Here is a 12,162-nt window from a genome sequence, read left to right on the forward strand (position 1 = left end):
TCTCCTTTGAATTGAACGTGTTCCCATGTGTTTTTGTTCATGCTTCCTGCTTACGGAATGGGTGTGAGGACGTTTCATCACCGCTCTTCTTCATGAAGGACAACCTTTTGAAGAAGCCCAGCACACCGCCGGAATTTCCTTTGCCGAAGCTTTGCGTGATGCGATCCAGAATGACAGCCAGAATGACCACGGCAAGACCACCTTCAAAACCCTTGCCAACATCAAGGCGCTGAATGCCGGTCAGAACCGTATTGCCAAGACCGCCAGCACCGATCATCGACGCAATAACAACCATCGAAAGTGACAGCATGATTGTCTGGTTCATACCGGCCATAATCGATGGCATGGCGTTTGGAAGCTGAACCTTGAAGAGCAACTGCCGCGATGTGCAGCCAAATGCGAGACCCGCTTCGACAAACTCTGCGTCAACCTGACGGATACCGAGATTGGTCAGGCGCACCACCGGCGGCATTGCAAAGATGACCGTCGCAATTGTACCGGGCACCGCACCGAGCCCGAAAAACATAGCAGCCGGAATAAGATAGACGAATGCAGGCATCGTCTGCATGAGGTCGAGAACCGGACGAATGACAGACACAACCGTGTCATTACGTGCCATTGCAATACCAAGCGGGATACCGATGACCACTGCAATAATCGTGGAAGCCAGCACAAGCGACAGGCTTTCCATTGTACCGCTCCACAGCCCCATGTGGATTATGAGTGCGAGTGCAAGCACTGTGAAAATTGCAAATTTCCAGCCAACGCGCCATAGCGCCAGCAGAGCGAGAATTGCAATGCCCGCATAGGGCGGAATTGCCAGAAGCGCGTTTTGAATACCATCGGTTACAAAACCGATTGTGGCTGCGATCATATCAAGCGCAGGCGTAAAATGATCGAGGATATAATTGACGATCGTATCCGCCCATCCGCCGATACTGAAATTCAAATCCATGGTTTACCGTCCATTTCAGATCGAGTTACCTATGGCCGGGCGAATGCCCAAAAACCTAAGAAATTGTAGCAACACAGTTCAGTCCGCGCGGTCCCCTGCGCGGCCCAGACTCTCAAGCAATGCCGATTTACTGATAGCACCGAGATAGCGGTTATGCCGGTCGGTGACTGGCACTGGCCACGGGCTTTCAGCAACGCGCATCAGAAGTCCTGAAAGTGGCGCATCCGCTTGTATTGCTGCTGCAGCGTCTGGATGTTCCCCATCCGCCTTGATGCCACCATTCAGAAGCGCATCGCGTGTGACGACGCCGCGATAGACGCGGTCTGCATCAAGAAGCACGCCGTAAGACTTGCCACTTGCATCAAGCTTTTCCAGTGCCTGAGACAATTGTGCTGGGTCAAAGACGATCAATTCGTCATCACGCGCAACATCTGCCGCTTTGAACACCCGCGAAACATCGACATTGCGGAAGAACGAGCGCACATAATCATTGGCAGGGGCTGAGACGATTTCGTTTGGCGTTCCGACCTGAACGACCTTGCCGTGCTGCATGATGCAGATACGATCGCCAATGCGCATGGCTTCATCAATATCGTGACTTACGAAAATGATCGTGCGGCTGTTTTCAGCCTGAAGACGTTTCAACTCGTCCTGCATTTCCGTGCGGATCAACGGATCAAGTGCTGAAAAAGCTTCATCCATTAACAAAATTGTGGGCTCACTCGCCAAAGCTCTCGCAAGACCAACGCGCTGCTTCATGCCGCCCGAAAGCTGATCAGGCATGGAATTGGCATAGGGTTCAAGCCCCACGGCTGAAAGCGCTTTCAGAGCTTTTTCGTGACGTTCTGCCTCGCCCATGCCAGCCACTTCAAGGCCGAAACAGGCATTATTGAGCACCGTACGATTGGGAAGCAGAGCGAAAGACTGAAACACCATGCTCATGTCGCGGCGACGAAGATCAATGAGCTCGCGTTTGGACATTTTGACAATGTCACGGCCATCAACTTCGATGGAGCCCTCGGTGGGTTCTATAAGACGGTTGAGCAGGCGCAACAATGTCGATTTACCTGAACCTGAAAGGCCCATGATAACGAATACTTCGCCCTCTTTAATCTCAAAACTCGCGTTGTCTACACCGATTGTAGCACCATGATCGCTATGAATCTGGGCTTTAGATTTACCCGCACGCAGTTCCTGCATTGCAAGTTTCGGATCGTCGCCGAAGACTTTAAACACGCCACTCAAGCTTATCTTTGTCTTAGCAGGCGACTTCATACTATTGTCCTCGTATAAAATACCATGCATTATGTTTAACCCCGCTGTGCTGGCGAGTTTAATCTCCTTATTAACATCATTATTTGTTCACTCATGCGCGAATTTGACATGCGCAACTTGCGGGAAGCGAACGACCCACAAGGAATGATTAGCGATTGGTGTAATCTATTTATATAGGCCATTTCCAGACATGTCCACCCACAGTCACGGATTCATCTTGGCGCGACCCGTCCCTTGTTTGTTTTTGATGGGTGGCGCGACGAAATATGCGAGCGAACTGACTTACCCGGTTGCCGGAAACAATCAGTCTGCCACACAATCATAGTAATCCTGTGAAAGGGTTGCACACGAGCGAACTGCGACAAATATGCAATTGGCTGCGACATGGGGCATTTTAGTATTCGTAGAATATAATTCCACTTAATTGCAGTAGATTTGTATGATTGTACTTTCACCTTTTCCGACATCATCTGCCGGAAAAAAGGGCGCAAATCAATCGATCTGCACCCAAAAATTCGCCACACCGACGGCGGATAAAATTATCGATTAACCATGTATCCAATGAAGCCAGTTATGCGCCAGCGCTCATCGTCACGACGGCAAAAATAAAGTGTCTGCCAATTGAGTACATCATGGTTTCCATCGACTTTTTCGATTGTGCCATCGAATTTTTTTCGTGCAACCGCAACATCACCGCTGATGTCGATTACATTGAGTCGCGTTGCTCGAAATAAGGCTTCCGTAAGGGATTCGACATAATCGGTTGCAGCGCTTTGAGCGGCTTGACGCAGCCATTCATCGCGATAATCGCTCAAAGTCGGAAAAGCCGCGTCCCATTTGTCAGGATCAACCGCACCTTTGGCATGAATACCCAAGAACCGAACCGCGTCAAAATCATCAGCGACAAGTTCCCAGGTCTGGGAGACAAAAGCTTCAATATCGCGGCTTACCAGCATTTCCCAAATTGGCTCGCGGTCTTTGTCGCCGACAAATGGATTGACTATGGTCATCACTTCAGTTTCCCGCGTGCTGCAACCGGCAAAATGTCGATGACATCATCGCCTGAGATGAAATGCACTTCGTCGAAGAGATTGGAAACAACGCAAACATGATCGGGAATAACGCGCACCTTGTTACCGATTTTTAAACCGGCCAAGTCACCTTTGAGCGTGCCATGCTCTTCGCTAAGACCAGTCACACGCGCATCGGATCGCCCTAATAGTTCGCCAAAATCAGGAAGCCCCAAAGTATCGCTTGAAAGTGTTTTTGAACCCGCGTCAATGATCGCTCGTTCCGGCGTCGGGTGGCTAACAATTGTTGAAAGCACGCTCAATGCACAATCGTCCAGTGTTGCAGCACCCTTTGCGACCTGAAAACGATCAAAATAAATATAGGTGCCGGGACGATATTCGGTGATCACGCTTTTCGTCGGCGTTTGCCACATATCCGGCGTGCCGCCGCTCGAAATGGTCTCGCATTGAAGCCGATTTGCAGCCAGAATATCCCGCGCGTCTAAAAGCCATTGCTCGGTTTCATCAGCCTTTCCGGTTGCCGGATAGGTCATCAATCCACCAAACTTGAGGCCCTTGCTCGCGTTGATCTGGCGCGCCAGTTCCAGCGCTTCCTGAGCCGTCTGCACACCGCAGCGCCCCATGCCAGTGTCGCACTCAACCAGAACTTTGAGCGGACGCCCGGCATTAGTAAAACGCTGGGCCAACCCCTCAAGGCTTGTAAAATTATCGACTGTTACGGAAATCGTGATGCGCTGATGCAGTGCATAAAGCCGGTCAAGCTTGTCCTTGCCTAAAATATTATAGGGCAGGAAAATATCAACAATCCCGGCATCGGCCATTACTTCGGCCTCGCCAAGCTTCTGACAGGTAATGCCCACAGCACCTGCCTCAATCTGGCGGCGTGCGAAAAATGGCAATTTATGTGTTTTGATATGCGGCCGCAGCTTCAGGCCGATTGCGTCGGCATGCGCCTGTGCCTTGATAATATTTGCCTGCACGCGATTTACATCAATCAGGATAGCAGGTGTATCGATTTCGCCAATTGTTTTAGGCCTTGTCATTCATTCAGTCTCCCAGCGGCAAACTCGGATCATCAACTTTCAACATATTCAGGCTTTGCTTGATGCGTCTTAACCGTTCAAGCACGTCCGCCCCACGTGTCTCGGCAGTGGCCGTCGCAATCATGTCCACAATTGCCATCAAAGCAAAGCGCGAAGATGTCGGCTTATAAAGATTACCATCTTCGTTGACGAGAAACGGAATGACCGTGTTAACGGTTCCAGCAAGATCTGAACCGGGTGCGGTAATCGCCACAGTTTCCGCACCATACTGTCTTGCGACCTCTGCCGCTTCGATCACCGAACGTGCATAGCCAGAAACAGAAAAAGCAATCACCATTGTGTTTGGTTTGGCGATGGCTGCATACATGCGTTGCAACTGTCCATCAATCTGCGCCACAACAGGAATTCCAAGCCGAAAAAGTCGGTTCTGCATTTCCGTCGCCATCATTGAAGAAATGCCACCCGAACCGATACACAAAACCGAACCCGACGCATCTATTTGCTCGGCAACAGTCATGATGACCGACATGTCGAGATTATCGCTGGCGCGCTGAATAGCAGAAATAGCACCATCAGTAATCGCAAGTGCAATACGCGCCTCGCGCACATCGCGCGACGGAGCTTCCGCCGTCAGATATTGCCCGCCAATCGCCAGTGCCTGTGCGAGAAAAAACTTGAAATCACGAACGCCATCACAACCCAGCGCTCTGCAAAATCGCGTGACTGTCGGCTCGCTCACACCCGCGCGCTGAGCAATTTCCGAAATCGCAGCCTTGGAGATAGTGTCCGGCTCGGCAAGCACCAGAGCGGCCATTCTCCTTTCAGACTTTGAGCCATCCTGCGCCACCGCGTGAAGCTGTGAGAGGATGTCGGCGATTTTGCTCATGCGTGTTCAAAGCGGCAAACCGCTTTCCTTATCAAAGAGATGAATCTGTTCCGGTCTTGCCGTTACAGGGACTCGCTCACCCGGCGCAAGGTGAATGCGCTCGCGAAACACAGCCCGCACAGCTTCACCGGCAATTCTACCATAAACATGCGTTTCCGGCCCTGTCGGCTCGACAACTTCAATGGCCAAAGACAGGCCTTTGCCATCGGGTGCGACGAGAAAATTTTCGGGCCGGATGCCCATCTCTGCAGCACTGCCGGGCTTTGCATGTCCGGGGACCGCGATCCCCTCGCCTTCGCTGGTGCGAAAGAAACCATCCTGCGTGATGGAACCCGATATAAAGCTCATGGATGGCGAACCGATAAAGCCTGCTACAAACTTGTTTGCGGGATGATCGTAGAGTTCAAGCGGTGCGCCGATCTGTTGAATCTTGCCTTTATTCATCACCACGATCCGATCAGCCATTGTCATGGCCTCGATCTGGTCGTGCGTTACATAAATCACCGTTGATTTAAGGCGCTGATGTAAGGCTTTGATTTCTGTGCGCATTTGTACGCGCAATTGCGCATCGAGATTGGACAGCGGCTCATCGAACAAAAACACCGATGGTTCACGTACGATAGCCCGTCCCATAGCGACGCGCTGACGCTGCCCGCCGGAAAGCTGGCGTGGGTAGCGGTCGAGATAAGAATGAAGATTAAGAATGCCTGCAGCCTTATCGACCTTGGCTGCGGTTGTGGCTTTATCCTCGCCGCGAATGCGCGGACCAAAGCCGATATTCTCCCGCGCCGTCATATGCGGGAACAGCGCGTAGGACTGAAAAACCATCGCAATATTTCGCTTTTGCGGCGGCTGATCATTGGCGCGCTCACCACCAATAATAAGATCCCCGCCAGAGATCGGCTCCAGACCCGCAACCATACGCAAAAGCGTGGATTTTCCGCATCCTGACGGTCCGACAAGAACAAGAAACTCGCCATCCTCAATATCAAGATCAATCCGGTCGAGAACATCCATCTGGCCGAAATTTTTTGTGATCCCACGCAAGGAAACGTTCTTCATCACTCAACTCCCACCTAAAATATCATCAATAAAAGGTCTGCATCCGGCCATCAGCCCGGCATCGACTGGCAGAACCGTGCCCGTTATTCCAGAAGCGCGATTTGAGGCCAAAAACGCCACCGCCTCGGCTACTTCCTCCACATTGACGATGCGTCCCAAGGGGTAAAGTCGTCGCAATTTATCTAAAACTGTGGGGTCTTTCGCAATGCGATGATCCCATGCAGCGGTTCGGATTGAGCCGGGACAAACGGCATTGGCGCGAAGGCCTTTGGGGCCATATTCAACGGCAAGCGCGCGCACAAATGCATTGATCCCGGCTTTCGCTGCGGCATAGGCCGGATTTCCAAAGTGCATAAGCGAATTGATTGACGAAATGAACACGAAAGCACCACTCCCGCGTTCAGCCATGGCGCGCGCAAGTTCTGTCGAAAACACTGCCACACTGGTCAGGTTGAGGTCGATTTCCGTGGTAATGTTACCTTGATCAAGGGCTTCAAATGTGTCTGCGCGCGTCCATCCTGCATTGTTGATGACAATGTCGGGCACACCGTTTGTCTCGATAATTTGCTGTGCAGCCTTTTCCAGCGTTTCAGTTGCGCCTAAATCAAAGGCATGACGTGCAGCAAATAAATCTCCGCGCATCGCCTCAAGTGTGAGATCGCAACCGATAATGCGCGCACCCAGCGCCGCAAACAAATGAACGAGTGCTATCCCCACGCCGCCGCCAGCGCCGGTTATCAGAACAGATTTTCCGGCAAACGCGCCTGAATCTTCCACTTCATTCCCCTTTTATGCAGCGCTTTTTGCGCCTTGAGAGCGTTTCCGATTTGGTTAAATCAAGAGAAACGCTCTAAATATTTGTTTTTTATCGCATTATCCGACGAAAAACCGCTTCGCACTTTTACTGGAAATGCTTTTATTTGGGATCAGACTAAAATTCAAAATGTAAGTTTGCAACAAAACTTTTTACTTGAAAGCGGCTGAATTGCCGATAATGTAAGAAAATAACAAAAAACAGCATGCATTGCACCAAGCGAAGCACAAAAAAGGGAACGGAAACATGACGATAGCAAAATGGAAGACCGGCCTCCTGGCTGGATTTAGCATTCTGGCATTGAGTTCTTTCGCACAGGCTGGCGAAGTGCGCATGACGGTCGCGGAATACAGCTCCAAGACCGGCCCATATTTTGAAGAAGTCAAAAAGGCGTTCGAAGCGGAAAATCCTGGTATCACGTTGAATTTTGAAGTCGTGCCATGGGATGTTCTGCTGCAAAAGCTGACAACTGATATTTCCGCAGGCACCAACGCCGATTTGTCGATCATCGGCACGCGCTGGCTGATCGATTTTGTCCAGCAGGGAATTGCAGAGCCGCTTGATGGCTATATGGATGACGCTTTCAAGGGCCGTTTTATCGAAACATTCCTGTCGCCTTCCGTTCTTGAAGGCAAGACATATGGCCTGCCAATCGCAGCCTCGGCGCGCGCCATGTATTACAACAAGGATCTGCTTGAAAAAGCAGGCGTCGCCAATCCTCCCGCAACTTGGGACGAAGTGAAAGCGGCGGCTGAAAAGATCAAGGCGCTGGGTGGAGAGACTTACGGTTTTGGCCTGCAAGGCAAGGAAATCGAGACCGACGTCTATTATTACTATGCAATGTGGTCACAAGGTGCTGAAATCCTCAACAAGGACGGCACTTCTGGCCTGAGTTCGCCAGGCGCGCTTGAGGCCGCAAAACTCTATAAGTCGATGATCGACGATGGTTTGACCCAGCCGGGCGTCACGTCCTATGCGCGTGAAGACGTGCAGAACCTGTTCAAGCAGGGCAAGGTCGGAATGATGATCACCGCGCCGTTCCTGTCGAACCAGATCAAGGAAGAAGCGCCGAATCTCAAATATGGTGTTGCGGCAATTCCCGCTGGCCCGACCGGTGCGCGTGGCACTTATGGCGTGACGGACTCTGTCATCATGTTCCAGAATTCCAAGAACAAGGAGGAAGCATGGAAGGTGCTCGACTTCTTGTTCCAAACCGACTGGCGCGCCAAGTTCACGCAAGGCGAAGGCTTCCTCCCAGTGAACAAGGAAGAAGCAAAGATGGATTATTACGTCAATAATGCCGATCTTGCAGCCTTCACCGCACTATTGCCCGATGCGCGTTTTGCACCGGTCATTCCCGGTTGGGAAGAGATTGCCGACATTACATCCAATGCGATGCAGAGCATCTATCTTGGCAATGGAGAGCCCGATGCAGTGCTTAAGGAAGCTGCTTCCAAGGCAGACGCAATCCTGAAGAAATAAGCTCCCGTCATCCCGGCAGTATTGAAAAATACTGCCGGGTTTGTCTTTTCCAACTGACATGGGGGTTATGGCTGATGCAAAATCGCACACTGCCCTATTTCCTTATCCTGCCAAGCCTGCTTCTGGCTGCGGTGGTGATTTTCTGGCCGGTCGTCAATCTCATCGAAATTGCGACCCATGATGTAAACCGCTTTGGGCAATTGCGCGATTTTAACGGCGGTGCCAATTTTTCCGCGCTCTTCGCCTCGTCAGATTTCATCAATGCCATATGGCGAACGGGCTTCTGGACAATCGCGGTTGTCGGTGGCGCTTTATTGGTTTCAATTCCCGTTGCGATCATTCTTAATATGGATTTTTACGGACGTTCCGTGGCGCGTGTTATCGTCATGCTGCCCTGGGCCGTGTCACTCACCATGACAGCCATCGTCTGGCGCTGGGCGCTGAATGGCGAAAGCGGTATGCTGAATTCGGCGCTGCGTAATCTGGGACTGATTGATAGCAATATTCAATGGTTGGCGAGTGCGGCAACCGCTTTTCCCATGCAGATACTGGTCGGCATTCTGGTGACGGTGCCATTCACGACTACGATTTTTCTCGGAGGCTTGTCATCGATTCCCGACGATCTCTATGAAGCCTCATCGCTTGAAGGTGCAAGCCTCTGGCAACAGTTTCGCGAGATCACTTTCCCGCTGCTCAAACCCTTTATCAATATCGCGATTGTGCTCAATACGATTTACGTATTCAACTCGTTCCCGATCATCTGGGTGATGACGCAAGGCGGACCTGCAAATTCAACAGATATTCTTGTAACACATCTTTATAAGCTCGCCTTCCGCCTTGGAAAACTCGGCGAAGCATCTGCCGTTTCGCTTATCATGCTGGGTATCCTGCTGGTATTCACCGCGATCTATATTCGCCTCGCCATGCGGAGGGAAGCAGCATGAACAAGCCAAAACTCAAACGCACAATCATCGCCTGGGCAACGCTGACGCCGCTCATTATTCTCACACTATTTCCTTTTGCGGTGATGTTTCTGACCGCCGTCAAACCAGCGCAGGAAGTGCTCTCACCTACATGGTGGCCAAGCACGTTCCGCTGGGAGAACTTTTCCGAGATGTGGGTGCGCACAGGCTTTAGCACAGCGCTGCTGAACTCGCTTTACGTCTCCGTAATTGCCTCTGTTGGCGCAATTGTTTTCTCAATTCCCGCCGCCTATGCCATGTCGCGCTTTCGCTTTGCGGGTGATGGCGCGTTCAGACAATTCCTGCTGATTTCGCAAATGATTTCGCCCATCGTTCTGGTGTTGGGCTTGTTTCGTCTTTTGGCAGCCTATGGGCTGATTGAAAGTGTTACGGCGGTGGGTGCAGTCTATATGGCGTTCAATGTCGCCTTTACTGTGTGGATGCTGCAAAGCTATTTCGACACCATTCCGCGCGACCTTGAAGAAGCATCGTGGATGGAAGGCGCTGGCCGAACCAAAACGCTGATCAAGGTTTTCCTGCCGCTTTGCCTGCCGGCCATTGCGGTCACGACAATTTTCACCTTCATCAATGCATGGAACGAGTTTGTTGTGGCGCTTACCATGCTGCGCAGTCAGGCAAGTTACACACTGCCTATTCAGGTATTCTCACTGGTGGCTGGCCGCTACACCGTCGAATGGCATTATGTGATGGCGGCAACGCTCGTCGCAACCCTGCCCGTAGCGATCATGTTTGTGTGGTTGCAGCGTTATCTCATTAAGGGACTTGCGCTTGGTGCCGTGAAATAACAAAGGGCGCGGAAATTTCCGCGCCCTTCTTGATTTTCTTATCAATCAATGTGCCAGAAACGTTGAGATAAACGGCACGTAAGTGACAAGCGCCAGCAGAATGAAGAGCGCCAGATACATGCTGAATGCCTGGCGGGTGAAATCTGCAACGCGCACTTTTGCAATATTACAGACCATAAGCATCACTGTACCAACCGGCGGCGTCAGCGTCCCAATTGAAAGATTGACGATAACCACGATACCGAAATGCACCGGATCAATACCCAAAGCCTTCACTGTCGGCATCAGAAGCGGCACCAGAACGATCATAAGTGCCGTGCCTTCAATCAATGCGCCAAGCAGAAGCAGGATCACATTGACTGCCAGCAAAAACGCATAAGGATTGCTGGTGAAAGACGAAATCAGATGCATCAGTGCCTGACCGGCCTGCTCAAGCGAAAACACCCATGCGAGCGCAGACGATGCCATGATCACAAGCATGACGGAGGCTGTCGACTTTGCGGTCTCGATAAGCGAATCCACGACATGTGACACACGCATTTCGCGATAGATCACAAAGCCGATAATAAGCACCAGCGTAACAGCAACAGCACCGGCTTCCGTCGGCGTGAAGATATTCATACGGATACCGCCGATGATCGCGAACAGCAGCAGCACAGCAGGCCATGCAGAAGCAAGCGTCGATGCAACTTCGGCACCGCTCATGCGCTTTTCACGGCTTGGCTTATAACCACGTTTTACCGAAGTGATGTAGGCTGCAATCATCAGAATAACGGCACCGAGAATTCCCGGAACAACACCTGCCATAAACATCTTGCCGATGGATACGTCAGCGATCAAACCATAGATGATGAGAGCAATACCCGGAGGAATGATTGGCGTAATCAGCGAACCGGCAGCCGTCACTGCGCAGGAAAATGCCTTATCATAGCCACGCTTGACCATTTCTGGCACCATCATGCGCGTCAGCATGGCGCTATCGGCGAGGTTTGAGGCACTCACGCCACCCATCAGGGTCGAAACCATGATGTTAGTCAGCGCCATGCCGCCACGCATACGGCCAACCAGAATGTCAGCAACTTTGATCAAACGCTCTGCAATACCCGTATGCGACATGACCGTTCCAAGCATAATGAAGAACGGGATAGCAAGAAGCGATGTGTTCTGTGCAGGGCTGATAAAACGCTGCACAGCAATAGCAATCGGCATCTGGTTGAAGAAGATGAAATAGGTAAAGACAGCAATCAGAATGGCCACATAAAGGCGCATGTTAAGCGCAATCAGTGCCAGCATGATAAGAACGATGGTCGTCAGGCTCATGCCTTGCCTCCCGCAAATACGGCGCGCAAGGACTTGAAAGCACCTGCAAACATATAAATAGAGATAATCACGAAGCCGACGGGGACTGCGATGTCTATCCAGAAATAGGAGACGCGGAGCACGTCAGTGACTTTGAACTGCGCTGCAACTGACAGTTTGTAACCGGCATAGGATACATAAAGCAGAAACAGTCCCGAGAAAATTGAGATGATCGCATTAATGACATCACGAATCTTCTCAGAGAAAAGGTCCACAAGCATCGGAATAGCGAGATGCTGGTTGCTGCGTTCTGCCGCGACACTACCAAGCATGATTATCCAGATCATCAAAAGCCCGGCCATTTCCTCAGTCCACTGCAATGGCTGATGCATCCAGTAGCGCATGACAACAGCAACATTGAACATAGCCAGCAAAACGAAAAGCGGCAAAGCTGCCGACCACTCGACCAGTTTTTCAAAATATTTCATCGGATTAATTTCCATAACCGTGCCATGCCGCAGTGAAAACCGCGACATGGCAATATCCG

General features: G+C 51.2%; 12 protein-coding genes. 3 read left to right on the plus strand and 9 right to left on the minus strand.

Annotation, left to right across the window (positions count from 1 at the left end; all coding sequences use genetic code 11):
- Window positions 1-37: 37 nt before the first annotated feature.
- The 7 genes from CEV31_RS15400 to CEV31_RS15430 all read right to left on the minus strand — a co-directional run bounded on the left by CEV31_RS15400 (window position 38) and on the right by CEV31_RS15430 (window position 7,029).
- Window positions 38-955 (minus strand): ABC transporter permease, encoded by a 918-nt coding sequence (locus CEV31_RS15400; RefSeq protein WP_094508068.1) that lies wholly within the window; start codon window positions 953-955, stop codon window positions 38-40.
- Between the two features lie 78 nt (window positions 956-1,033).
- On the minus strand, window positions 1,034-2,230 hold the full coding sequence (gene proV, locus CEV31_RS15405) for a glycine betaine/L-proline ABC transporter ATP-binding protein ProV (RefSeq protein WP_094508070.1): 1,197 nt from the start codon (window positions 2,228-2,230) through the stop codon (window positions 1,034-1,036).
- A gap of 539 nt (window positions 2,231-2,769) precedes the next feature.
- Window positions 2,770-3,243, minus strand: a complete 474-nt coding sequence (locus CEV31_RS15410; RefSeq protein WP_094508072.1) for a hypothetical protein — start codon at window positions 3,241-3,243, stop codon at window positions 2,770-2,772.
- On the minus strand, window positions 3,240-4,304 hold the full coding sequence (locus CEV31_RS15415; protein ID WP_094508074.1) for a D-TA family PLP-dependent enzyme: 1,065 nt from the start codon (window positions 4,302-4,304) through the stop codon (window positions 3,240-3,242). Before CEV31_RS15415 ends, CEV31_RS15410 begins: the two co-directional genes overlap by 4 nt.
- Window positions 4,305-4,308: 4 nt before the next feature.
- Window positions 4,309-5,190 (minus strand): MurR/RpiR family transcriptional regulator, encoded by an 882-nt coding sequence (locus CEV31_RS15420; RefSeq protein ID WP_094508076.1) that lies wholly within the window; start codon window positions 5,188-5,190, stop codon window positions 4,309-4,311.
- Window positions 5,191-5,196: 6 nt separating this feature from the next.
- Window positions 5,197-6,252: an ABC transporter ATP-binding protein gene (locus tag CEV31_RS15425; protein ID WP_094508078.1), complete on the minus strand. Its 1,056-nt coding sequence runs from the start codon at window positions 6,250-6,252 to the stop codon at window positions 5,197-5,199.
- A 3-nt stretch (window positions 6,253-6,255) separates the two neighbouring features.
- Complete coding sequence (locus CEV31_RS15430; RefSeq protein WP_094508080.1) at window positions 6,256-7,029, minus strand: SDR family NAD(P)-dependent oxidoreductase; 774 nt, start codon at window positions 7,027-7,029, stop codon at window positions 6,256-6,258.
- Between the two features lie 283 nt (window positions 7,030-7,312).
- On the opposite strand from CEV31_RS15430, the gene CEV31_RS15435 reads away from it, so the two are divergent.
- The 3 genes from CEV31_RS15435 to CEV31_RS15445 all read left to right on the plus strand — a co-directional run bounded on the left by CEV31_RS15435 (window position 7,313) and on the right by CEV31_RS15445 (window position 10,316).
- Window positions 7,313-8,548, plus strand: a complete 1,236-nt coding sequence (locus tag CEV31_RS15435; RefSeq protein ID WP_094508082.1) for an ABC transporter substrate-binding protein — start codon at window positions 7,313-7,315, stop codon at window positions 8,546-8,548.
- Window positions 8,549-8,622: 74 nt separating this feature from the next.
- Window positions 8,623-9,492, plus strand: a complete 870-nt coding sequence (locus CEV31_RS15440) for a carbohydrate ABC transporter permease (RefSeq protein WP_094508084.1) — start codon at window positions 8,623-8,625, stop codon at window positions 9,490-9,492.
- Window positions 9,489-10,316, plus strand: a complete 828-nt coding sequence (locus CEV31_RS15445; RefSeq protein WP_094508086.1) for a carbohydrate ABC transporter permease — start codon at window positions 9,489-9,491, stop codon at window positions 10,314-10,316. The genes CEV31_RS15440 and CEV31_RS15445 overlap by 4 nt, the downstream gene beginning before the upstream one ends.
- A 45-nt stretch (window positions 10,317-10,361) precedes the next feature.
- Here the strand turns inward: CEV31_RS15445 and CEV31_RS15450 are convergent, their stop codons facing one another.
- Both CEV31_RS15450 and CEV31_RS15455 read right to left on the minus strand, forming a co-directional pair.
- The gene (locus CEV31_RS15450; protein WP_094508088.1) at window positions 10,362-11,636 is read right to left on the minus strand and encodes a TRAP transporter large permease; all 1,275 of its coding nucleotides are present in this window, start codon (window positions 11,634-11,636) and stop codon (window positions 10,362-10,364) included.
- Window positions 11,633-12,151: a TRAP transporter small permease gene (locus tag CEV31_RS15455; protein WP_235818123.1), complete on the minus strand. Its 519-nt coding sequence runs from the start codon at window positions 12,149-12,151 to the stop codon at window positions 11,633-11,635. The genes CEV31_RS15450 and CEV31_RS15455 overlap by 4 nt, the downstream gene beginning before the upstream one ends.
- Between the last annotated feature and the right edge of the window lie 11 nt (window positions 12,152-12,162).

It is taken from the genome of Brucella thiophenivorans (genome assembly GCF_002252445.1).
In the GTDB taxonomy this organism is placed as follows: Bacteria; Pseudomonadota; Alphaproteobacteria; order Rhizobiales; family Rhizobiaceae; genus Brucella; species Brucella thiophenivorans.